20 protein-coding genes are annotated in these 23,006 nt (G+C 45.3%); 14 read left to right on the plus strand and 6 right to left on the minus strand.

Annotated features, from left to right (window positions below):
• Positions 1-11 precede the first annotated feature (11 nt).
• Entirely contained in the window at positions 12-398 is a 387-nt protein-coding gene (locus tag QQL36_RS26205) for a DoxX family membrane protein (protein WP_083724916.1), read from the plus strand.
• Here QQL36_RS26205 and QQL36_RS26210 read toward each other — a convergent pair.
• Positions 373-1,959 (minus strand): T9SS type A sorting domain-containing protein, encoded by a 1,587-nt coding sequence (locus QQL36_RS26210; protein ID WP_321567293.1) that lies wholly within the window; start codon positions 1,957-1,959, stop codon positions 373-375. The two genes, QQL36_RS26205 and QQL36_RS26210, sit on opposite strands and share 26 nt — an antisense overlap.
• A gap of 104 nt (positions 1,960-2,063) precedes the next feature.
• Between QQL36_RS26210 and QQL36_RS26215 the strand changes: the two genes are divergently transcribed.
• Entirely contained in the window at positions 2,064-2,351 is a 288-nt protein-coding gene (locus QQL36_RS26215) for a hypothetical protein (protein ID WP_083724914.1), read from the plus strand.
• Here QQL36_RS26215 and QQL36_RS26220 read toward each other — a convergent pair.
• Positions 2,318-3,409: an anaerobic sulfatase maturase gene (locus QQL36_RS26220; protein WP_321567294.1), complete on the minus strand. Its 1,092-nt coding sequence runs from the start codon at positions 3,407-3,409 to the stop codon at positions 2,318-2,320. The two genes, QQL36_RS26215 and QQL36_RS26220, sit on opposite strands and share 34 nt — an antisense overlap.
• A 231-nt stretch (positions 3,410-3,640) precedes the next feature.
• Between QQL36_RS26220 and QQL36_RS26225 the strand changes: the two genes are divergently transcribed.
• Together QQL36_RS26225 and QQL36_RS26230 are read left to right on the plus strand one after the other, a co-directional pair.
• A complete protein-coding gene (locus QQL36_RS26225; protein ID WP_179091185.1) occupies positions 3,641-3,784 on the plus strand; it encodes a hypothetical protein in 144 nt (47 codons plus the stop codon).
• A gap of 82 nt (positions 3,785-3,866) precedes the next feature.
• Positions 3,867-4,580: an alpha/beta hydrolase gene (locus QQL36_RS26230; protein ID WP_321567295.1), complete on the plus strand. Its 714-nt coding sequence runs from the start codon at positions 3,867-3,869 to the stop codon at positions 4,578-4,580.
• On the opposite strand, the gene QQL36_RS26235 is transcribed toward QQL36_RS26230, so the two are convergent.
• Complete coding sequence (locus QQL36_RS26235; RefSeq protein WP_321567296.1) at positions 4,550-5,947, minus strand: carboxylesterase family protein; 1,398 nt, start codon at positions 5,945-5,947, stop codon at positions 4,550-4,552. The genes QQL36_RS26230 and QQL36_RS26235 overlap by 31 nt on opposite strands.
• Before the next feature lie 78 nt (positions 5,948-6,025).
• Here QQL36_RS26235 and QQL36_RS26240 point away from each other — a divergent pair, with 78 nt between their 5' ends.
• From QQL36_RS26240 to QQL36_RS26260, 5 genes are all read left to right on the plus strand, one after another.
• Positions 6,026-7,120 (plus strand): vWA domain-containing protein, encoded by a 1,095-nt coding sequence (locus tag QQL36_RS26240; protein WP_083724906.1) that lies wholly within the window; start codon positions 6,026-6,028, stop codon positions 7,118-7,120.
• A 34-nt stretch (positions 7,121-7,154) separates the two neighbouring features.
• Positions 7,155-8,663 (plus strand): sigma 54-interacting transcriptional regulator, encoded by a 1,509-nt coding sequence (locus QQL36_RS26245; RefSeq protein ID WP_083724904.1) that lies wholly within the window; start codon positions 7,155-7,157, stop codon positions 8,661-8,663.
• A 123-nt stretch (positions 8,664-8,786) separates the two neighbouring features.
• Positions 8,787-9,368: a TetR/AcrR family transcriptional regulator gene (locus tag QQL36_RS26250; RefSeq protein ID WP_083724902.1), complete on the plus strand. Its 582-nt coding sequence runs from the start codon at positions 8,787-8,789 to the stop codon at positions 9,366-9,368.
• Positions 9,369-9,382: 14 nt separating this feature from the next.
• Positions 9,383-10,144 carry an SDR family oxidoreductase gene (locus QQL36_RS26255; RefSeq protein ID WP_321567297.1) on the plus strand — a complete coding sequence of 254 codons (762 nt, stop codon included), beginning with the start codon at positions 9,383-9,385 and terminating at the stop codon, positions 10,142-10,144.
• A gap of 40 nt (positions 10,145-10,184) precedes the next feature.
• Positions 10,185-11,498, plus strand: a complete 1,314-nt coding sequence (locus QQL36_RS26260) for a Gfo/Idh/MocA family oxidoreductase (RefSeq protein ID WP_321567298.1) — start codon at positions 10,185-10,187, stop codon at positions 11,496-11,498.
• A 197-nt stretch (positions 11,499-11,695) separates the two neighbouring features.
• On the opposite strand, the gene QQL36_RS26265 is transcribed toward QQL36_RS26260, so the two are convergent.
• Positions 11,696-12,202, minus strand: a complete 507-nt coding sequence (locus QQL36_RS26265) for a GNAT family N-acetyltransferase (RefSeq protein ID WP_143708908.1) — start codon at positions 12,200-12,202, stop codon at positions 11,696-11,698.
• A gap of 224 nt (positions 12,203-12,426) precedes the next feature.
• Positions 12,427-13,641: an MFS transporter gene (locus QQL36_RS26270; RefSeq protein ID WP_235643886.1), complete on the minus strand. Its 1,215-nt coding sequence runs from the start codon at positions 13,639-13,641 to the stop codon at positions 12,427-12,429.
• 89 nt (positions 13,642-13,730) lie between these two features.
• On the opposite strand from QQL36_RS26270, the gene QQL36_RS26275 reads away from it, so the two are divergent.
• Complete coding sequence (locus QQL36_RS26275; protein ID WP_321567299.1) at positions 13,731-14,627, plus strand: LysR substrate-binding domain-containing protein; 897 nt, start codon at positions 13,731-13,733, stop codon at positions 14,625-14,627.
• On the opposite strand, the gene QQL36_RS26280 is transcribed toward QQL36_RS26275, so the two are convergent.
• Complete coding sequence (locus tag QQL36_RS26280; protein WP_321570561.1) at positions 14,628-15,857, minus strand: hypothetical protein; 1,230 nt, start codon at positions 15,855-15,857, stop codon at positions 14,628-14,630.
• A 536-nt stretch (positions 15,858-16,393) separates the two neighbouring features.
• On the opposite strand from QQL36_RS26280, the gene QQL36_RS26285 reads away from it, so the two are divergent.
• From QQL36_RS26285 to QQL36_RS26300, 4 genes are all read left to right on the plus strand, one after another.
• Complete coding sequence (locus QQL36_RS26285) at positions 16,394-18,085, plus strand: arylsulfatase (protein ID WP_321567300.1); 1,692 nt, start codon at positions 16,394-16,396, stop codon at positions 18,083-18,085.
• Positions 18,086-18,218: 133 nt separating this feature from the next.
• A complete protein-coding gene (locus tag QQL36_RS26290) occupies positions 18,219-20,636 on the plus strand; it encodes an ABC transporter permease (RefSeq protein WP_321567301.1) in 2,418 nt (805 codons plus the stop codon).
• Between the two features lie 166 nt (positions 20,637-20,802).
• Positions 20,803-21,141, plus strand: coding sequence for a hypothetical protein (locus QQL36_RS26295; RefSeq protein ID WP_143708907.1), 339 nt, complete (start codon positions 20,803-20,805; stop codon positions 21,139-21,141).
• 130 nt (positions 21,142-21,271) lie between these two features.
• Positions 21,272-22,930 carry a phage tail protein gene (locus QQL36_RS26300; RefSeq protein ID WP_179091182.1) on the plus strand — a complete coding sequence of 553 codons (1,659 nt, stop codon included), beginning with the start codon at positions 21,272-21,274 and terminating at the stop codon, positions 22,928-22,930.
• Positions 22,931-23,006 lie beyond the last annotated feature (76 nt).

Genomic DNA, 23,006 nt, shown 5'->3' on the forward strand with positions numbered 1-23,006 from the left:
CTACAAAAAACATGATCCGTAATATATTTCGCATTTTACTTGGCTTATTTCTGATTTTCGCAGGTGTTGGCCACCTGAGTTTCGCCCGATATGAATTCCAGGCACAGGTGCCTTCATTTGTGCCATTGAATGCAGATTTAGTGGTACTGCTCTCTGGGGTAGTAGAAATTCTGATCGGCCTTGCCCTGATATTTGTCCGGAAATACCGCGTACAGGTAGGCTGGCTGATTGCGCTATTCTTTGTACTGGTATTCCCGGGCAATATCGCACAGTACATCCATCACAGGGATGCATTTGGGCTGAATACAGATAGTTTAAGGCTGATAAGACTGTTCTTCCAGCCGGTATTAATTCTTTGGGTATTATGGAGCACTAATGCACTACGACGATTTTCCTGATTTGGGTATTTTTACCTGACATGGAAATAACTCTTAGCAGGTAATTTCCCGAAGGCAGTTCCGCTGTGCTGATATTAAAAATAGGCCCTGTACTGTTTGTGCTTTTTAAAACTTTACCATTCATATTGACCACTTCCACCAGGAAAGGAGCGTTTGCTCCAACCCGCACAGTCACTGAAGATGCTGCAGGATTAGGAAACACCCTAATAAACGCTTTCTCTCCATCATTTGGCACCTTTATATTTCGTAATAGCGAAGCATCCGCCAGGCAATTGATGTAGTGCTCTAAATTCGTATACCCATCCGTATTCAACGTCTTCCCATCCGCTGCACTGTCAGGGTTCAAACCATATCGCACCTCCCACACATCCGGTATTCCATCTCTATCTGTATCCGTCTGCACCACGCCACCATTCACAACACCCGGTCCGCCCGTAGGCAACAGATTCTCATTTGTAAATGTGGTAATGGTGATTCCACAGGTTCCCAACGACGCCAGTTCACTGATCATAATAGAATCCACCTGATCCCTCTTTGGAATATTCGCCCCTGCGCCTTGCAATACAATACTATATGCCTGCTGCGCACTTACAACATTCCCGCTATCCGGCTGAATAGGATATGCAAACGGCACCGTCATCCAGTTTACCGCCCTGTCTCCCACTCCGTAATCAAACTGCTCCAACAACCTGCCACTCAGCGTACCATCCTGTATACTATCATAATAATTTCCTGCACCATACGTGCTGAAATTGAGATTTCCCCTTATAAAAGGAGCCGTATGATTATTCACCGCAGGTCCTGCAATAAAGAAATTATTGATAATATTTGCGGCAGAAGCACCTTCTGAATCACCTAAAATATACGCCCCGCCATCGCCCCAATTGTAAACGATATTATTGACAAACTCGTTCTTACCCTTTACTTTGGGATTCCTTGTCTTATTGTCTATATACAAATTGCGATACAGCGACACGCCTCCATTTGTCTGGATCAAACCACCGCAGGAATGGCTCCACAACCCCTGGCCGATAATTGAATGCTGAATGGTAATATTCCCGGGTTCGGAGTTCTTACTATCCCAATTAATTGAAAAATTCTCATCGCGGCCCCAGCTCACAGAAAGGTGATCAAAGATCATATTGATGCCGTTGGCAATCCCCAGCGCATCCTTGCCACTATCCCCATTAACCCCCATCCGCACGCGGAGATAACGGGTAATCGTATTACTGGCATTGGAATAAGACATGCCATTCCCATACACCACAATCCCATCTCCGGGTGCTGTCTGCCCCGCAATGGTGATGTTTTGAGACACCACAATCCGGGTATCGATATTAATAATTCCGCCTACCTCAAACACTACAATCCGGTTAGGCTGACTCACCGCATCGCGCAAAGACCCGCTTCCGCTATCGTTCAGATTGGTCACGATGTACACATCACCTCCCCGGCCACCGGTAGCAAAGCGTCCGAACCCTTCCGCACCGGGGAAGGACAATGTTTGGGCAAATAAAGCATTGGAAATGCATAAGAATGCAAAGAGTAACAGTTTTTTCATAGTAAACGTGGGTTAAAACACGACTATAAAAATACCCACTGTTCCTGCTGTGGAATTGCCGACATATGGCCTGTCTTTTGCCTTACTATACTAAACTCAAACATATGACCAGGCAAATCACAATTAACTTAGATGGGCAACAGTTTATGCTGGACCTGGAATTCGAACAACGCGATCATTCCATCGTCTATCATGTAACTCCAAACAAGCATTTCAGTCATCAGATCCCGGCAGGATTTGAAATGATTCAAAATGATATAGATAAGGAGAGTGCTCCTACTTATGATGAATCAGCTTTAAGCGAACAGGGCAGACATATTGCTGAAACAATCAGTCAGCAAATCAGTATGTTGCCACCTCAGTTCAGAGGCGGAAAACCTGTTGAAGCATAACGCATGACATTCGCGGGAGATCGATGATGGGCCAGTTCGTTGGCCATAAATTGCAGATAAGGACGGATATGCCTGAAGAACAGACGGTAACCCTTACAAAGGTAATTGAGACCATCTGACTGCCTGTTCTTCGGGCATTCCCCTCTACAATACTTATAGACATCACAGTTGCCACAGGCTGCCGACAGCAGCCTCAACTTATTTAAGCCAAAAGTCTGCTGCTTTTCTGAATGCATCATCTCCTGCAGGCTCCCTGTCAATATATTCCCTACTTTATACTGCGGCTCCACAAAATGATCACAGGCAAATACATCGCCGTTATGCTCGATTACAATCGATTGTCCGCAATAGTCATTGAATACACAACTCCCTGCCGGCACACCTACCTCATTCGCCAGTGCAGCGTCAAAAACAGGCACGAAATACCTGCCCACATCTCTCTTTACCCACTCGTCGAAGATGCTGCTCATAAACCGCCCAAATTCCTGCGGGTCCACAGCTTCTTTCTTGCCAACCAATGGAATAAACTGCATGTACTCACTTCCTTCTCTTTTCAGAAACCGGTATACTTCCAGCGGTTTCTTTGCATTTAAATCGTGTACGACAGTCAGCGTATTAAATTCTACCCTATATTTCAATAATAACTGTAATCCCCGCATCACCTGCTTAAAGGTGGCTTTCCCTCCTTTATTCACTCTGTAAGGGTCATGTAATTCTGCCGGGCCATCAATGGAAATTCCTACCAGGAAATTGTTATCTCTGAAAAAACGACACCAGTCATCCGTGAGCAAAGTACCATTCGTCTGAAACGAATTCGTAATCTCCTTTCCGTTTCTGTATTGCTTTTGTAACTGCAGGGCTTTTTTATAAAAAGGAATGCCCTGCAAAGTTGCTTCTCCTCCCTGCCAGACAAAATCAACCTGTTGGCTGGGCTGCTCGCGGATATAGTTCCGGATGTATGCTTCCAGCACCGTATCATCCATATAAGGTGTGCCCTTTTCCAGGTAATAACAATAAGAACATTGCAGATTGCAGGTAGCACCCGCAGGTTTTGCCATTAAATTGAAAGGAATTTGCATCATAACAGCAAACGTAGTAGAAAAAACGAGTGTAAACTATGACGGCGATCATTCATCCACAGGGGATTAGAGGCTTTTTAACAGTAAATAACAATCCATTTTTGACTCTGGCACACTTTTCTCATTTACTAAATCAGAAGTTTAAAAAACGCCTGCAGACGCCAACTTAAACAACCTTTATTGATCACAGTTTATTCAAACCTAATCATCATGAAAACGTTAAAATATTTCATCATCGCAACATTATTTATTGGTACAATCAGCTTAAGTAGCTGTCTGGTAGAACGTGGTCCTGGTTATGGTCCTCCACATCATCATCATTACCATGGTGGCGGCGGTTACTATCGCTACTAATAGTCTTGTACTTTAAATAATTAGCGGAAGGCTGGGATGCTTATTGGGTAGGCATTCCGGCCTTTCCTTTATATTTGCAGGCATGAAAAAGCCCCAATTGTTATTACTCCACGGCGCCATTGGCGCATCACAGCAGCTAAAGGCGATCGCCGAAGCATTGTCACCACATTATACCATCCACTTATTTGACTTTCCCGGACATGGCGGACAACCATTACCGGAGGAACCATTTTCTATTGCACTTTTTGCTGAAGCAGTAGCAAATCACATCCGCTCACAACAACTCAAAGATCTCACGATTTTCGGCGCCAGTATGGGAGGATATGTTGCCTTGCATTTAGCGGCAGCACATCCTTCTCTTGTGGACCGGATCATTACACTTGGCACTAAATTCCATTGGGATCCTGCCACGGCAGAAAAGGAAACAGAAATGCTCAATCCTGAGACGATGCTGGCGAAAGTACCAGCGTTTGCAAAGGCGCTGGAGAAAATGCATGCGCCGAATGACTGGAAAATTATTGTAAAAAAAACAGCAGAAATGATGCTGGCTATGGGTACGCACAATCCATTACAACCAGATGACTACAAAAACATCTCTACCCCTACATTGATCTTATTAGGAGACCGCGATCGGATGGTGTCTTTTGAAGAGACGCTACAAACCTATAAACTACTGCCGGATGCAGGTTTGGGTGTTTTACCCCATACCCAACACCCGGTAGAACTGGTGAATGCGCAACTGCTCGCTTACATTATTTCAGCAAATCAATCCAGCAAAAAGCCCATCGCGGGATAGTTTGGATCTTCATAACCGGGGATTTTATCTTCGCGGGTAGGCTCCCCGTAAATCATTCCAAGCTTTCGACCATCGTATTTTGTCCAGGGGCTTTTGCCTTTGATAAAATTCACCCAGTCTGTATGAATTGTTTTCTGCAAGGAAGGATTATCCAGCGGTTGCTGGCTACCCCATATGTATCCCAGCTCCTGTCCGTGGGTAGCGGGGTTGCCATGACTGGGCTGTTCGAATGAGTATAGCCATACGTTAGCTTTTTGTGCGCTGAGTACATTGGCAAGACGATAAGTATGCAGCTGGTACATAATGCGGCTGAGCATTTGTATTTTACCAGCAGTATCCGATGGCAGCTGCACCAGATCCCCATTTTTACCAAACCAATCCCTGAGTGCCTGCCTATCCTCGTGGTAAAGTCGCTTGTCCATATTCATAAACACCAATGCTTCTGCTTTATTGCTGCCGAGTAAGACCCGTACATTTTTTACAGGGTGCTTTTTTAGCCAGTTGTACGCATCGCTGAAAACGATCTTATCATCCGCCATAGGGCCGAAATAATTCGTACCTGAAGCTCCTTTTAACACCTTTGCCTGTGCAGTGATAATGTCATTAACAGATAAGATCAGGAGTTGTCCGGGATCAGAAATATGTAAGGTGTCCATGAGGCGCTTCCTGATAGCTTTGGCCGTAGTAGTATCCCTTATACAGTTTACGCCACCGCTTTCCAGTACCAGTTGCTGATATTTGCCTTTGGCAGCAGGAGCCACCAGCAGAACACTGGTCAGTTTTGCACCTGCTGATTCCCCCATTACAGTTACACGATCCGGATCTCCGCCAAATGCGCCTATGTTTTCTTTGATCCATTGCAGGGAGGCCACCAGATCCAGCACGGCATTATTCGCCGCAGTTTCATAACCCGGTATATCTTTTAAATACAGGAAGCCCAAAGCGCCTAACCGATAATTGATCGTGATTGTAATGATACTGTCATGATCTGCAAAGGCATGACCGTTCATCCACATGCCAGTACCGCCTGTCATACCGCCACCGTGTACCCATACCACCACCGGCTTTTTCCCTTTCACACCTGGTGTATACAGGTTCAGCCGCAGGCAATCTTCATCGCCAGTTACTTTACCATCCCACTGTGGAGCGATTGGGCCGAAATTAGTACACAAGAGGGTGTCTTTCCAGGCGGGTCTGGGAGTGGGTGCTTTGAAGCGTTCCGCACTGGCGTAGGGTATTCCTTTGAATACGAAGATGCCCTGCTCTTCGATACCTTTGATGTAACCGCGGGTTGTTTTAACTGTCTGGGCCGTGGAAATGCTGCATTGGAGAATGAGTGCCAATGCAGGAAATATTCTTCTTAACATAAACATAAAATTAAAAAAATCCCTCACATCCTGTCACTGTCTTTGACTGTCAACTAAAATCACTAATTTAGAACTATTATGAGAGGCTTACATTTTTCCAAATTTGAACCCGACGAGCAGGGAAAATCGCCATTTGAGAAATTACTGGACGTGTTTACCCAACTGCTGACTTACACCAGCGGCGACGTCAGCGAAGCACTGCAATGGCTGACTGAACTGGACAAGGAATACCAGCTGACCAACGAAGAATACGGTATCGGAGACTTCATACAGGAACTGAGGGATAAAGGATACATCCGCGAAAACGAAGAAAACGGCAGTATTCAGATCACCGGAAAAACCGAACAGAATATCCGCAAACGTGCCCTCGAGGAAATCTTTGGTAAGCTGAAAAAGTCAAACGTGGGCAACCATAACACCCGTAAATCCGGACAGGGTGATGAACTGAACGCCGATTCCAGACCTTACCAGTTCGGCGACGCACTGGAACAGATCGACATGACAGCTTCCATCCGCAATGCCCAGATCAATCATGGTATCGAGAGCTTTTCCATACATCAGGACGACCTGGAAATACAGGAAACGGATTTCAAAACACAAACGTCTACCGCCCTGATGATAGACATCTCCCATTCCATGATCCTCTACGGCGAAGACCGTATCACTCCCGCCAAAAAGGTAGCCATGGCACTGAGTGAACTCATCACCACCCGCTATCCCAAGGACACACTGGACATCATCGTCTTCGGTAACGACGCCTGGCAGATAGAGATCAAAGATCTTCCTTACCTGCAGGTGGGACCTTACCACACCAACACGGTAGCAGGGCTGGAACTGGCCATGGACATCCTGCGCAGACGCCGGAATCCCAACAAACAGATCTTCATGATCACCGATGGGAAACCTACCTGTCTCAAAGTCGGCAAACAATATTACAAAAACAGCTTCGGCCTGGACCGCAAAATTCTGAATCGCACACTGAACCTGGCGGCACAATGCAAAAAGCTGAAAATCCCCATCACTACCTTCATGGTAGCGACTGACCCGTGGTTGCAAAAGTTCGTGACCGAGTTCACCGAAACCAACAACGGGAAAGCATTCTTCTCTGGTCTTGACAAACTGGGCCAATTCCTCTTCTTCGACTTCGAAAATGGGAAAAGAAAGGTGCTGTAAACTCAATTGTAATCAGTAAAAATCTTATCAATTAATGAATATTAACATCAGAACGCTAGGTGAGTTAAAGAAGAGTGGATATAAACCTAAATCGGTCAAAGAAGAGATCAGACAAAACCTGATAAAAAAATTACAACAAAAAGAGATCACTTTCCCCGGTATCATCGGTTATGAAGATACCGTCATTCCTGACACAGAAAGAGCATTACTGTCAAGGCACAATATCCTCTTTCTCGGTCTGCGCGGTCAGGCAAAAACACGTATGGCCCGCCAGATGATCTCCCTGCTGGACGAATACATTCCTATCGTGGAAGGTTCTGAAGTGAACGACAGTCCATTCGAACCGCTCTCCAAATACGCCCGGGACCTGGTCGCTGAACTCGGTGATGCAACACCCATCTCATGGTTGCCGGCAGAAGTCCGCTATGGCGAAAAACTGGCTACACCAGATGTTTCCGTAGCTGACCTGGTAGGCGATATCGATCCTATCAAAGCGGCAAACCTGAAACTGAACTACGCAGATGAAAGAGTGATCCACTTTGGTATCATTCCCCGCTCTAACCGCGGCATCTTTGTTATCAACGAATTGCCCGATCTGCAGGCACGTATCCAGGTATCCCTGTTCAACATTCTGCAGGAAGGCGATATACAGATCCGTGGCTTCAAAGTACGCATGCCGCTGGATATCCTCTTTATCTTCACCGCGAACCCGGAAGACTATACCAACCGTGGTTCTATCGTGACGCCGCTGAAAGACCGTATCGAAAGCCAGATCATCACGCACTATCCAAAGAGCGTGGAGAACTCCCTGCTCATCACCGAACAGGAAGCGAATGTACATGCGGAGCAATCACATGTTGAGATCAGTGATATGATCAAGCGCTTGATCGAACAGGTGGCTTTTGAAGCACGTAACAGCGAATATGTAGATAAGAAATCAGGTGTCTCAGCGCGTCTTACCATCGCTGCGTACGAAAATGCAGTGAGTGCCGGCGAACGCAGGGCTATCATCAATGGCGAGAAATCAACTTTTGTCCGCATCGCGGATTTACAGGGTATCATTCCTGCTATTACCGGCAAGATAGAACTCGTGTACGAAGGCGAACAGGAAGGTCCATTGCAGGTAGCAGTGAATCTGCTGGACAAATCTATCCGTACACTTTTCGCTACTTACTTCCCGAATCCGGATTCGTTCAAGAAGCGCAGCAAACAGGTACAACAGGCTGAAAACCCTTACAGACAAGTAATTCAGTGGTTTGACAAAGGCAATGCTGTACAGTTACTGCAGGATGTGAGTGATAAGCAATACGAAACTGCACTTACAAAAGTAGATGGGCTGAAAGAACTGATCAAAGCCCGTTTTCCACAGGCAAATAAACAGGAACAGCTGCTGCTGATGGAATTCGTGCTGCATGGTCTGGCTGCTTACTCTTTAATCAGTAAGAAGGTGGTGGAAAATGAGACAAGGTTCAGCGATCTACTGGGAACCATGATGAATTTTGGCACAAGTGCTGGTGAAGAAGAAGAATCTGAAGATTTTTAAAAAATAGCAGGCCGCAAACCTTATAACTAAAACCCCTTCAATTTTGCTGTAAGTAAAATTGAAGGGGTTTGGTGTTTTAAGTAGGATTATCTATTTTTGTATCAATCATTACAAAAATCACAAATGAGAGGCAGACCGACCATTTACGATAATAGAGAAGCTTTGACAAAAGCCCAACAGGTATTCTGGAATAAAGGGTATACAGCCACTTCGCTACCTGATATTTTAGCGGCCATCGGCATAGGCGCCGGCAGCTTTTACAATGCTTATAAAGGGGGTAAAAAAGAGCTTTTCAGCAAAGCGATACAGCAGCGCAGGGAGGCTTTTACTGCATTTAAGGCGGAATTAGAAGTAGCTCCTGTACCATTGAACCTTATCAAAGATTTCTTTCGCAGCATTGCGGCAGCCGATCAGGAAACACATATGCAGGGATGCATCATTGTCAATACAGTCGTGGAAATGGCCAACCTGGATGAAGAACTGGAAAGCGAAGCAGTGACGATACTTAAAGAAGTAGAAGTAATGTTCACTGAAACGATTGCAGCTGCACAAAAGAACGGCACCATCAAAAACCAGACAGATGCTACGATACTTGGCCGTTATCTCATCACGCTCTGGAACGGAATTAACGTGACAAGACGCATGTATCCTGACAATACTATTCTCGCGAAGCAAATAGACATGCAACTGGAAATACTCAATTAAATCAACTTACATACATGGATTTACAATTAAGGGGGAAGACTGCTTTCATCAGCGGGTCTTCTCAGGGGATTGGTTTTGCCATAGCGGAGCAGTTACTGAAAGAAGGCGCTTCAGTAATTATTAATGGCAGAAATAAAGAAAAATTAGAACAGGCGATTTCGCAGTTACAGCCACTGGGCAAGGTTTCAGGAATTGCAGGAGATATCGCCACGATAGATGCACCGCCGGTAGATATTTTAGTAAATAATGTCGGCATCTTTGGGCTCAAATCTTTTTTTGAGCTGACCGATGAAGACTGGTTGCATTATTTCAATGTAAATGTGATGAGTAGCGTACGATTATCACGTGCATTAATGCCATCTATGCTTGAAAAAAAATGGGGCAGAATTATTTTTATCAGTAGCGAATCAGGTGTAAATATTCCTGCGAATATGATTCATTATGGCATGACAAAAACAGCGATGTTATCGATTAGCCGCGGATTAGCACAATTAACGAAAGGTACGGAAGTAACGGTGAATACAATTTTAGGTGGCCCTACTTATTCCGATGGGGTAAAAACGGCAATAGAATCAATCTCAGCAGTACAAAACGTACCTGTAGCGTTATTAAAAGATAATATTTTCGCTACCACCAATCCGGGTTCTCTGCTGGGAAGATTTTTACATGCTGCAGAAATCGCACAACTCGCCGCCTACCTGGCCTCTCCGTTATCAATTGCTACAAATGGCGCAGCACTTCGTGCAGACGGCGGTGTATTAAATACAATCTTGTAAGATATTTTTATATCTTGTATACTGTCTCAATTTCCACAATATGAACACATCCCGCAGAAAATTCATCCGTTCGGCGTCCACCCTTGTAGCGGGTGCCGGACTGGCCGCTTCCCTCCCATCCACATTGCGTGCTATGGCCCCCAGCGATCGCATCAACGTCGCTGCTATTGGTATCAATGGTATGGGTTGGTCTGACCTGACAGCCATGCTGAAAAACCCGGTCGCCAACTGCATCGCCCTCTGTGATGTAGACAAAAACGTACTGGACAAAAGAGCCGGTGAACTCGCGGCTAAAGGTATCCATGTCAAAACATACAGCGACTACAGGCAGTTGCTCGACAACAAGGACATCGATGCCGTCATCATCGGCACACCTGACCACTGGCATTGTCTGCAAATGACCGATGCAGTTTCCGCGGGCAAAGACGTATACGTAGAGAAGCCCATAGGCAACTCCATATCCGAAATCCGCGCCATGGTCGAAGCACAGGAACGTACTAAACGAGTAGTACAGGTAGGCCAGTGGCAACGCAGTATGCAGCACTTTAACGACGCCATCGCTTTTGTACACAGCGGTGCACTGGGCCAAGTCCGTCTTGTAAAAGCCTGGGCATATATGGGCTGGATGCATTCAATTCCTGTCAAACCAGATGGCGAACCACCTGCAGGCGTAGATTACACCAGCTGGTTAGGCCCGGCGGAGAAAAGACCTTTCAATCCTAACAGGTTCCATTTCAACTTCCGCTGGTACTGGGATTATGCCGGTGGTTTAATGACCGACTGGGGTGTACACTTACTGGATTACGCACTCCTTGGTATGAAAGCCACGGATCCTCAATCTATCATGGCTGCCGGTGGCAAATTTGCGTACCCTGATGATGCGGCAGAAACACCGGATACTCTCACCACCGTCTACCAGTTCGATGGTTTCAATATCCAGTGGGAACACGCTACAGGCATCAATGGCGGTCCTTATAACAGGGATCATGGCATTGCCTTTATTGGGAATAATGGTACGTTAATCTTAGATAGAGGCGGCTGGGAAGTCGTGCCTGAAAAAGAAGATGGGAAAGAAAAGATGCCCGCAGTGCCCCGCAGGGAAAAGGTCGACAACGGTCTGGATAAACATACGACCAATTTCCTCGAGGTGATAAAATCCCGGAAACTGGAAGACCTGCATGCCCCGATACAGGTGGGAGCACATGTGGCAAAAGTGGCACAAATGGGAAATATAGCCTATAAAACAGGCTTGAAACTACACTGGAATACCAAAGAGCAGCGCTTTGATGAAAAGGCCGGAAATAAGCTTATTATGCCCCATTATAATAACGGGTATCATTTGCCACGTTCCTAAAAAACTGTGCGTAGTAGGTTCACCTGCTACGCACACCCCTCCCCCTTATGCCATTGGCATTCAGCTTTCACAAAGTTCTAAAAATGGAAAACACAAGGGGGTAGGTACGCTTTACTGCGTAAATATCACATAACGTTCACCTGGCAATCATGGAGCATGTATTACCACCGGTGCTACACTATAAAAAGCAGCGCTACTTAAGCTGCATTACCTGTACTCTCGCTTTCTGTATCAAGACTCATAGACAAGTATACTGCATCGCTGATGGGATTGTCATAATAAGCGGCAATTGGTCTGAATCCCAGTCCGGTATAAAGGTCGATTGCACGGCGCATGTGCGCGAGGGTATCCAGCAAAATACGTTTATATCCCAGTCTGCGGCCAGCTTCGATGGCACTTGCTGCCAGGGCTTTCCCTACACCATGACCTTTGTAAGCATCTCTTACAAAGAGGCGTTTCATTTCACAGGTTGAATTTTCAAAAGCCCTTACGGCTACGCAACCCGCAGGCAGTCCATCTACCAGTGCTAAAAACAAACTACCTTCTGGTGCTACATAAGCAGGTTCAGGCAGGTTACTCAATTCTTCTTCAAAACGCTGAAAGCTCAGATCCACACTCAGCCAGTTAGCATACTCTCTGAATAGGCCTTTTACCTGATTCAGTCTTTTTACATCTTCCTTTGTTACTTCTACAATTTCCAACATACACTTCTTGGTTTGGTTACAAAAAATACAAAAGCCTCCTGAGGCATCAGAAGGCTTGATATCTATTACTGTAAATTGATACTTTACAATTAACTCAACGTCAGCATCCTTTGCATCCACAAAGCCTTACTGCTCACTTCCCTGTACAAATAGGGAGGGTAACAAATATAACAAAAAACAATTAAAAAAGAAAGAGTATGAAATAATTAATATGTAGATAATATTTATTTTTTAGGTTTCACCAATAAGAGGGAACCCAATACCAGCAAAAACAATACGCCGATAAACACTTCCCAGTTCCATTTTTGTAAGGCGATACCTGTACTACTGCCCACCAGACTGGATCCCAGGTAATAGAACAACCAATATAAAGAAGTTGCCGTACTCTTCCCTTGCTTTGCCTGTTGTGATACCATTTTGCTCGCCATCGTGTGTGCACCAAAGAAAGCAAAAGTGAAGATGCCAAGTCCTATAATTATCAAGCCGACACTTTTAGTCAGCAGGAACAATAATCCAGGTACCAGCAACAACATAAACACACGGAGAATCTTATCTGCCGGATGCCTGTCAGACCATTTACCTGTTACCAGTGAGCCCGCTACCCCTGTGGTATACATCAGGAAGATAAATGCGATCAGGTAATGTGGCAATGAAAATGGTGCTGCCTCCAAACGGAAACCTAAATAATTATAAACACTCACAAATGCACCCATGATCAACGCAGCTACAAAATATAACCGCACGATCAAAGGATCACGGAGAAACTGTCCCATGTGTTCCAGCTTACGTCTTGTCTCTACTTTGGCTGGTGCAAAGTGTCTGGATTCGGGAAATACCTCTGCGAACACAAGCCCTAACAATAAGCTGCCTACACCTATACCTACTGTAGCCCACTGCCATCCCCACCAGCCTGACATTAAAGTAGCGCCTACACGTCCCATCATACCCCCCATGGTATTACCGGCCAGATATAAACTGATAGAAGTACCCAGTGAACCCGCATCTACTTCTTCTGATAAATAAGCCAGTGCTACCGCAGAAACGCCTGATAATACCATTCCTTTCAGGAAATTGATCGCGATGAGCAATTCAAAATTGCTGACAGTCGCTGAGATAATTGTGAGAATGGTAGAGATGATCATTGAACTCACCATCAGCTTTTTCCTTGGAAAACGGTCGGCTTTAAAGGCAAATAAAAATAACCCGGTGGCCATTCCCACAGTACAGGCAGATACTGCCAGACTACTATGGGCAGGCGTGATGTTAAACTGTTTGCACAACAATGTCAGCATGGGCTGAAACAAATATAACTGTGCAAAAACCGACAAACCTGACAAAAAGATACCGAACCTGATACGTGTATAACGTAAACATCCTTTCACCGCTTTTTGTCTTTCAGGGCGCATTTTCAACACCCCGACGTCTGCTACCGCTTGCATAATCCTTTTATTTATTACACAAATTTATAACGGCGCTTCGATTAGTAAACATGGTATTTTTCTATGGTTATCATTGATAAAACCGATCGATGACCTACCTTCGTCTCATGGAACTACGCCAATTGCGCTATTTCGTGAAAACAGCAGAAATCCTAAACTTTACGGAAGCTGCAAGTATGCTTTATATCAGTCAAAGTACCCTTTCTCAGCAGGTAAAACAGCTGGAAGAAGAACTGAATACCCCTCTTTTTGACAGAATAGGCAAAAAAGTGATGCTCACAGAGGCCGGCAAGCTTTTTCTGCCCTATGCCAGACAGAGCATTCAGAACGCAGAAGACGGCCAACACCTGCTGCAAGACCTGCAGGAACTGGAAACGGGTGAACTCGCCATCGGTGTCACCTATGGTTTGCAAGCCCTGCTCACCCCTGCCTTAATGGAGTTCTCTGCCCGGTACCCCCGCATAAAGATCATCGTGGCCTCGGGGCCTTCCCTGGATCTGTTGGAAAAACTACGACAGGTACAACTGGATTTTGTGCTCTCTTTTACTCCTGCCCAGAAGAATGATGTCCTGATCTCACAGACATTGTTCGAATCCCGTTTATCCCTCATCGTTCCAGTCAATGATCCACTCAGTGCACGCAAAAGTGTAGATATAAAAGAAGTGGAAAGTCTGCCATTGCTCATGCCTTCCAAAGCCTTCAACACCCGGAGTTTCCTGGATAAAATGTTTGAGAAAAATAAGATCTATCCTGATATCAGAATGGAACTGAGCGACATCAGTATATTATTACAACTGGTGGCTACAGGGCGCTGGTATACCGTATTAACAACAGCTTCGCTGGTGGGTCAGACCGCGGTACAGGCTGTGACGATCACCGGAAAGGAAATGAGCAGACAGGCCACCATCTCGTGGCCAGCAAATGCTTATCGGAAAAAAGCGGCGATGGTATTTGCAGAAATGCTGCAACAGTTTGGAGGAGAATGATCAGAAGGCTTCACCCAGCATCATGCTGAAACGACCACCCGTTGAGCTAACACCATAGTCAAATGCAATATTAGTATTAGAGCGTTTATTGAACTTTACTCTCAAACCAGTACCCACAGCTGGATGTGGGGCAGTAAAGCGATATTCTCCGAGTTTGGTCACTGCATTCATATTGGCAAAAACCACAAAACCCAGAAAACCATTGGCTGTAATATCTCTGCGATATTCAGCTTCCAGATCCCACAAACCTTTGCCCCTGTATCTATTTTGCGTAATTCCCCTTCCACTGTGGGTCGTAGGATCCCAACCGATACTTGGCAAATCAAGATATGGGGTTTTATTACTCAGTGCTGTCCAATAAAAGCCCCACAATGCCAACACATTCTGGCTACGTTCATCTCCAAAATGCAGATATCTTCTATAATCTACATACAATGAGGGCCAGTTTTCACTACTGCCCAGCCATTTAAAGTTATAGCGCAATACGGTATTGAAAAAATACCCTGACTGTGGGTTGATAGAGTTCTGACGGGCATCTTTCTGCAAGTTAAATGAGATACCGGATGACACGGAATGCTTACCCAACTGGGTCCCGTATTCATAATGACTAAATTCCGGCAGCGATACGCTGTCATTGTTTTTGAACTTGATGGCCGAATTCCAGTCCAGCATGTAACCCAGACCAGCCATCCATTGACCACCGTCTAACTTGTGCAGCCAGGTTTGATAAAACCTGAAATAGTTGCTGTTTAGTATTTCCTTCTGATCATTGGACACGCCCTCTCCTAACCCCCATGTATATTGTGGGTTGATAATGAAACGCATATCACCGGTCACATTATCCTTATTACCCATAAGCCAGATATTGCTGTGGAAGCTAAAAGAAAATCGTCCCTTGAACGAAAATGAAGGGGCAAAAGAGACGTTGGACAAATTGGTAGATGCCCGTGGTCCCATATAAAAAGCCGCATTGGTACTGGTTATCAGCGCCACGCCACCACCGGGGATATTGGTCGGTATAGGTACTAATGAATAATAGACCCTCTTGTCTCCCTTCTTAGGCATCTTCTTGCCGTGAATATGAAATGTCTTGCTGAAGATGTCGATTAAGTCAAGTTTAGGTACTGTATCCACATCATAACCATAATATCTCCTCATTCTTGGGATCGAATCCTGGGCAATGGCGTCAGTTGTAAGCGTAATTAATATAATTAATAGTAATCCCTTCATCACTGGTAATGATATAAAATACTGTGCCACAATTCAGTCCGCCATCAATTGACCACGATCATCATGATCGTTGAGAATGATCATTTCCTATGGAGCCGTACCGCCCTACCTTTGCAGTGATAATTATTCGAATTACTCACAATAAATAACCCAACAGGATAATTTTTTATCTAATTGGTTTGATAACAAACACAGGCGATCAATAAGTAAAAGAGATCAGATGATCAAATGCAAACAGCCGGCTTAGCACCGGCTGTTCATTTTTTATTTCTCAAAGGGTCTCTTGTTGCCCTACTTTCCAGCCTTATATAAAGCGAATATTTTTCTGGCATTTTTTATACAAAACGAGGAACAGAGTCTTTTTCATGGGTATTATTTTTAATGGAGTGTTAGGATGGGAAATTCGTCTTAAGAAACTGATGTAATGAGTAATACAGGATTTTGATGTCAAGAATATTTTTACACCTGTGCTGAGACAAGGTTAGATCAATCCTGGAAAATTAATTGTAATTTTCTAAGGTTAAGACCTTTATGATATGAAACTTCGTGTAGCCCATCTGCTATTTTTATTTCTTGGAATTTCTGTAAAGGCGCAGCAACGCCCGAATATCATTGTCATCTTAAGTGATGACATGGGGTATTCTGATATTGGTTGTTATGGAAGTGAGATCCATACACCGAATCTGGATCAGCTGGCCCAGACAGGGATACGGTTTTCACAGTTTTATAACGGGGCAAGGTGCTGTCCTACCCGGGCATCCCTGCTCACAGGCTTGTATCCCCATCAGGCAGGAATGGGCTGGATGCGGGATACGGATTACCAGTTGCCCGGTTACAGAGGAGACCTGAACCCTAAAGCAACTACGATGGCAGAGGTAGCTAAGTCCGCAGGCTATTCAACATTCCTGACAGGTAAATGGCATGTGAGTCAAAATATCAAAGAGGATGGGGCCAAAACAAGCTGGCCGCTACAGCGTGGGTTTGACCGGTATTATGGCACGATACAGGGTGCGGGTAGTTATTTCGATCCGGCGGCATTGTGCAGAGACAATCATTTGATCTCTCCTTTTACAGATCCTGAATATAAGACAGATAGCTTTTATTATACAGATGCCATTACACATGAGGCCATCCGGTTTATAAAAGAAAGAGATGCCAGCAAACCTTTCTTTCTATATGTTACCTATACAGCGGCACACTGGCCATTGCATGCAAAGCCGGCAGATATTGCAAAATACAAAGGGAAGTATGATAAAGGTTGGGATGCGGTGCGGGATGCTCGATTCAGAAAGCTACGGCAGGAAGGTTTATTATCCAACAATACAGAATTAGCGCCGGCGGATTATCCCGGTTGGGATAACGGGGTTGATAAAGCAGTGCAGGCCGCACGCATGGAAATATATGCAGCGATAATAGATGATATGGACCAGGGTATTGGGGCCATTCTTGCCACTTTAAAACAGCAAGGCATTGACAATAACACCGTCATCATGTACATGCAGGACAATGGCGGTTGTGCGGAAGATATTGGTGCTACAGGGGCTACAGGTAACTGGGCACCACATCCGGAAACGCTGAAGCCTTTGAAAAAAGATGAAATCTCTTATGCCACCATTCCGCAAATTACCAGGGATGGAAAGCTGGTACAGAAAGGTAAAGGTGTGATTGGGGGACCAGATTCTACCTATATCTCTTATGGAAAGTTCTGGGCGAATGTGTCCAATACCCCATTTAGAGAATATAAACATTGGGTACATGAAGGCGGCATCTCTACGCCGCTCATTGTTCATTATCCGGGTATGATCACCGGAAAGAATAAGATAACGCCTTTTGTGGGACATATCATTGATATTATGCCAACGATCGTAGAATTGACAGGGGCGAAATATACGGGAAGCATCCCATTGGAAGGGGTGAGCCTGGTGCCTTTGTTTAAGGGGAAATCGCTGGATAGAGGAAAAGCTATTTGCTGGGAGCATGAAATGAATAAAGCGGTACGCCTCGGTGACTGGAAACTGGTATCTAAAGGAGAATTACTAAAAGATAAAGAACATTATAAAGAGGGGAAATGGGAGTTGTATAATATGAAAAAGGATAGAAGTGAGCTACATGACCTGTCAGAACTCTATCCGGAAAAGGTACAGGAATTAAGCGCTATCTGGAACGCCTACGCAAGACGGGTGGGAGTATTACCCGCACCGTGGAAACCATTGTTAGATTTAAACTAATCGTTCGCTACCGGACACACCAAAAGGTGAAAACGAACATATATTAATTTTAAATAATCATACACACTTTATAATCACCTCATAAAGAACAGGCATATTCCATGTATGCAGGTGGTAGCTAATCTCTACCCTTATGATCAGGAATTATTTCAAAATCGCCTATAGAAATCTGGTCAGTAATAAGCTGTACACAGGCATCAATATTCTAGGACTTTCACTAGGTATCCTATCCTGCGTTGCCATTTGGGTTACGTGCAAATTCGAGTTGAGTTATGAGAACTTCCAACCTGATAAAGCGCAAATTTACAGGATAGTAGGAGATATCATGAGGCCAGATGGCAGGCATGATTTCTTTTCAATGCCGCCGGATCCTGCTGCAGACGCCATCAGGGGGCATATCAGTGGAATGTCCGAGGTAGCGGATCTTCACGCATTTTATACCAAAGTCGATGTACCTAATGGAAAGCGGTTTCCTGCTGCTGACTTTCATGATCATCCTTCAGATATCATCATAACAGGACCTGCATACTTTCAGGTATTTACCTATCAGTGGTTGATCGGATCTCCGAATACAGCGCTATCAGAACCCTTTAAAGTGGTATTGACCGAAAGCAAAGCGTATAAATATTTCGGTCGCATTCCATTACAGGATATAGTAGGAAAGACACTGCTTTATGCAGATTCCCTACCGCTGACAGTAGCAGGTATAGTAAAAGATTATGCCGCTAATTCTGATTTCAGGTTTACAGATTTTGTTTCAATCAGTACAGTACCGAATAGTTTCCTGGTGAATAAGCACATTTATTCCAAACAATGGGGTGGCTACTTTGCCCGTACACAAGTATTTGCCAAACTACTCCCGGGAGCAGGGATAGCAACAATCAACAAACAGCTGACAGCTTTATTACTTCAAAATATCTCCCTGCAAAAAGGCGAACAGAAAAACCTCTTTTTACAACCTTTGTCTGAACTTCATTTTGATGTAAAATATCACGACTTCTTTTCGAAGCAGGTGCATTTACCTACCTTATATGGCTTGCTGGCCATAGCAGGTTTTATTCTTCTGATTGCGGTGGTCAATTTCATCAACCTGTCTACCGTTCAGTCTATCAAGCGGTCAAAAGAGATCGGGGTAAGAAAGGTCTTAGGTGGCAGCAGACAGAGTTTGATTTTCCAATTTCTGAGCGAAACGTTTTTGATTACCCTGGCAGCGATGATATTGGTGCTGATGCTGGTGTATCCAGTATTAAATGGATTGCAGAATTTTGTACCTGCTGGTGCCGTAGCCACTGTTTTTTCTACACAAAATATATTGATGCTGATTGGACTACTGGTCATTACGACATTGCTGGCGGGGATCTATCCGGCCATTGTATTGTCAGGTGCCATTCCAGTGATCAGTTTGAAAAGCAATACAAGAGAACGGGGTTATTTAAGAAAAGTATTGGTCGTATTTCAGTTCACCATTTCGCTGGTATTTATTATTGGTACCCTGGTAGTACAGAAACAACTGGATTATGTAATACATACAGATCTTGGTTTTAAGAGTGCCGCTATTATTAATATAAATACCAGTCCGGAGTACGAACGATCTAAGGTCGATGTACTGGCAGATATGCTGCGACGTATACCCGGAGTGGAATTGGTGAGTACAAGTAATGGCACTCCTGCTGCGGCATCACATTGGGGTACAGCGTTGAAATATAATGGCGGAAAAGAACCCCTAAAAGCGGATTGCCAGTTGCAATGGATAGATGAAAACTATGTCCCGTTGTACCAGTTAAAACTGGTAGCCGGCAGGAATGTACAGGCATCTGATAGTATGAGAGAGTTTCTCATCAATGAAAGTGCGGCGAAGGCGCTGGGGTTTGCCCATCCGGAAGATGCGATTGGAAAGATTGTGGAAAGCGGAATGAATGATGACGCCTCTCCTATCTGTCCGATTGTAGGTGTGGTGGCTGATTTTCATGCGCAGTCATTGCATGAAGTGATCAAGCCTACATTTTTTACAGCATCTAAAATGTTCGCGATCAACCTGAGTGTAAAAATGCATAGCGCTAATTTCTCTCAAATTGCAGCTGCATTTAATAAGGTATATCCGAATGAGGAGTTTGAATATAAATTCTTTGACAATACGATAGCCGGGTTCTATGCAAAGGAACAAAAGACGGCAGCCATCCTGAATACAGCAACTACAATGGCGATATTGATTTCCTGTATGGGGCTGCTAGGGTTGGCCGCCTTTAGTATTCGTCAGCGTACCAAGGAAATTGGTCTGCGTAAGATACTAGGTGCCAGTGTAGGGAATATTGTTCTATTATTGACCCGGAACTTTATTGCCTTAGTATTGATAGCTATTGTAATTGCAACACCGCTTGCTTGGTATGCAATGGAGCATTGGCTTGCGGATTTTGCTTACAGGGTGAATATATCAATTGGGTTATTTTTATTTGCCGGAATCCTGGCTGTCGGTATAACAATAATAACAGTAAGTTTCCAGGCAGTGAGTGCGGCCCTCGTAAATCCTGCAAAAAGTATAAAAACGGAGTAAAAGAATATTTAAAAAATCAGTTCAGGAGCTGCAGCTCCATTAACCCGGTTGGTGCCTACTGCTGCAGGCACCAACCGCCCCCGCAAAAAATCGCTTCTGCCGAAGACGGAAGCAATTTTTTGCCATTTTATTTCTATATTGTCTCAAACAAACCCTGCCAACTCACATGAAACTCAAAGTCGTTCGCAAATTTCTCGAATATCTCTATTCCAACTACATCGGCAACTTCATTGGCTTCGTCATCGGCATGATCTCCACCCGCCTCATCTCCCACTTCTTCACCACCCGCTCCATCCACAACCTCTGGGGCCTCACCACCCACAAAACCATCGTCACCAAACACACCTACACCAACCTTGAATGGGGCATCTCCATCCTCATCGGCTTCATCGTCTTCGAACTCGTCTCCAAATGGCTCAAAAAGAAAATGGACGAAATTCTTCCCCGTTACAAACTCACCCAATGGCTGGTCGACAACCCTAACACGCCTATTGAAAATCAATAACTTACTTCCAAAAAAGCTAAAAACCACCTTTTCCACCCCCTAAAAACAGCTGCAAAAAGGGGACATTCCGGCCTGTTCTCCCGATTCGTTTTAGATGACCTTTGAGCCATCAATCAAAACAAACCGGGACATGACTATCCAAAATGCTACAACTGTTTCCACTGGACTCCCTATAGGTGCGATCGCCACCTTTGGTGGAGACCTCTCCAACAGCGATCAGTTGCAGGCATTAGAAAAAGAAGGTTGGTTATTGTGCGATGGTAGCTCATTCTCTACCAAAGAATATCCAGAACTCTACACCGCCATTGGCAACGCCCACGGCGGAGACGAATCATATTTCAACATTCCCGATCTTATCGGACGTTTTTTGAGAGGGACATTACACAAAGCCAGGGGTACAGACCCGGATGCCAAAAACCGGGTCGCAGCCGCACCTGGGGGAGCTACCGGCAACCATACCGGCTCTTTGCAAAAGACTGCCACCGGTCTGCCTGCATCACTTTGGTCCCTCTCCATCACCGGCGCCCATAACCATACCTGCGGCAGGCTTACCGCCAATATGCACAGGGCCTGGAGCGGCTCCCGGCAAGAAATGGCCAGAGGTAATCAAACAATCGCCACAGAACCGGCGGGCGCACACTTTCACACTCTCACAGGATTTGACAACGCGACCCTGCCGATTAACGTGGCTTTATATTTCGTCATAAAATGCCGTGCACCACAAGTGCCTGCTGGCATCTTACCGGCAGGCACTATTACCGCCTTCGGAGGCCCACTGCCTCACATACCGGCAGAATGGCTCTACTGCGATGGCAAACCGTATGCATATACGGATCACCCTGCCCTGTCAGAAACGATACTGGGCAACTTTGGCGGAGATGGTCTTAAAATTATTAACGTCCCGGACTTAAGGGGATATTTTCTCAGAGGTACTAGTCACTTAACTAACAGGGACCCGGATGCGGATACCCGCCATGCCCTTCACAAAGGGGGAAACACGGGCGACAACATCGGCTCAGTGGAGTATTATGCCACAGCATCTCCTCCCGGCATTACCACCACAACAGCCGGTGCACACAATCACCAGGTCGAAAGTGTGCCCGTGTCTACCCAAACTGCGGCCAAAGGCGCCACAGGATTCAATGCCTACAACTGTATCGCATGGACGGACGACACCGAACAAACAAACACCGCCGGCGAACATCTGCACACCATCCAGGGCGGCGACCAGGAAACAAGGCCTGAAAATATCTACGCCGATTTCCTCATTGCTGCAGCAGACATCGTTGGCGCAGCCCCTCCTGTAGGCACCATCATGCCTTTTGGTGGCGACATAACGGACAGGGATGTACAAATAAAACTGCAGTCAGCAGGCTGGTTTCCCTGCGACGGTAGCTCCCTGCGCAGACATACTTACCGCGAATTGTTTGACATAATCGGTACACACTTCGGTGGGGCGCCACTCACTTTTTCCCTGCCCGATCTGCGTGGTTATTTTGTAACAGGAGCCGGCAAACTAAAAGTTGGCACCATACAGGTGATCTCTACTACTGGCTTGCCAGCCAATCCGATTATCACAACTACCAATGGAAAGCATACACATGCTATCTACCGGGTGCCCGCCGAAAGGCATGCGATAGATCCTTCGGATGGTTATGAACTGGCAGCCTTCAATGCAGAAGTAAGTGAGACTTCAAATGATGGCGATCACTCCCATCTTGTTGCTGGCGGCGACCGGGAGTCAAGACCAATCAATGTAAATGTAGATTACATCATCCGCTTTAAATAGGCCTTTCATCCTTATACATCCCCCTCAATCATAACCTGCACACTACTTTCAGAAAGGTACGTGGACAAGGCAGCTC

The sequence above is a fragment of the Chitinophaga sp. LS1 genome, assembly GCF_034274695.1.
Lineage (GTDB): Bacteria > Bacteroidota > Bacteroidia > Chitinophagales > Chitinophagaceae > Chitinophaga.

Coding starts and splice junctions, on each gene's coding strand:
- QQL36_RS26255 (WP_321567297.1), top strand. CDS start 9,383: ATGGATTTACAATTAAGGGGGAAGACTGCTTTCATCAGCGGGTCTTCT.
- QQL36_RS26245 (WP_083724904.1), top strand. CDS start 7,155: ATGAATATTAACATCAGAACGCTAGGTGAGTTAAAGAAGAGTGGATAT.
- QQL36_RS26260 (WP_321567298.1), top strand. CDS start 10,185: ATGAACACATCCCGCAGAAAATTCATCCGTTCGGCGTCCACCCTTGTA.
- QQL36_RS26230 (WP_321567295.1), top strand. CDS start 3,867: ATGAAAAAGCCCCAATTGTTATTACTCCACGGCGCCATTGGCGCATCA.
- QQL36_RS26210 (WP_321567293.1), bottom strand. CDS start 1,959: ATGAAAAAACTGTTACTCTTTGCATTCTTATGCATTTCCAATGCTTTA.
- QQL36_RS26265 (WP_143708908.1), bottom strand. CDS start 12,202: ATGTTGGAAATTGTAGAAGTAACAAAGGAAGATGTAAAAAGACTGAAT.
- QQL36_RS26205 (WP_083724916.1), top strand. CDS start 12: ATGATCCGTAATATATTTCGCATTTTACTTGGCTTATTTCTGATTTTC.
- QQL36_RS26240 (WP_083724906.1), top strand. CDS start 6,026: ATGAGAGGCTTACATTTTTCCAAATTTGAACCCGACGAGCAGGGAAAA.
- QQL36_RS26250 (WP_083724902.1), top strand. CDS start 8,787: ATGAGAGGCAGACCGACCATTTACGATAATAGAGAAGCTTTGACAAAA.
- QQL36_RS26300 (WP_179091182.1), top strand. CDS start 21,272: ATGACTATCCAAAATGCTACAACTGTTTCCACTGGACTCCCTATAGGT.
- QQL36_RS26220 (WP_321567294.1), bottom strand. CDS start 3,409: ATGGCAAAACCTGCGGGTGCTACCTGCAATCTGCAATGTTCTTATTGT.
- QQL36_RS26285 (WP_321567300.1), top strand. CDS start 16,394: ATGAAACTTCGTGTAGCCCATCTGCTATTTTTATTTCTTGGAATTTCT.
- QQL36_RS26275 (WP_321567299.1), top strand. CDS start 13,731: ATGACCTACCTTCGTCTCATGGAACTACGCCAATTGCGCTATTTCGTG.
- QQL36_RS26295 (WP_143708907.1), top strand. CDS start 20,803: ATGAAACTCAAAGTCGTTCGCAAATTTCTCGAATATCTCTATTCCAAC.
- QQL36_RS26215 (WP_083724914.1), top strand. CDS start 2,064: ATGACCAGGCAAATCACAATTAACTTAGATGGGCAACAGTTTATGCTG.
- QQL36_RS26290 (WP_321567301.1), top strand. CDS start 18,219: ATGATCAGGAATTATTTCAAAATCGCCTATAGAAATCTGGTCAGTAAT.
- QQL36_RS26235 (WP_321567296.1), bottom strand. CDS start 5,947: ATGTTAAGAAGAATATTTCCTGCATTGGCACTCATTCTCCAATGCAGC.
- QQL36_RS26225 (WP_179091185.1), top strand. CDS start 3,641: ATGAAAACGTTAAAATATTTCATCATCGCAACATTATTTATTGGTACA.
- QQL36_RS26270 (WP_235643886.1), bottom strand. CDS start 13,641: ATGCAAGCGGTAGCAGACGTCGGGGTGTTGAAAATGCGCCCTGAAAGA.
- QQL36_RS26280 (WP_321570561.1), bottom strand. CDS start 15,857: ATGAAGGGATTACTATTAATTATATTAATTACGCTTACAACTGACGCC.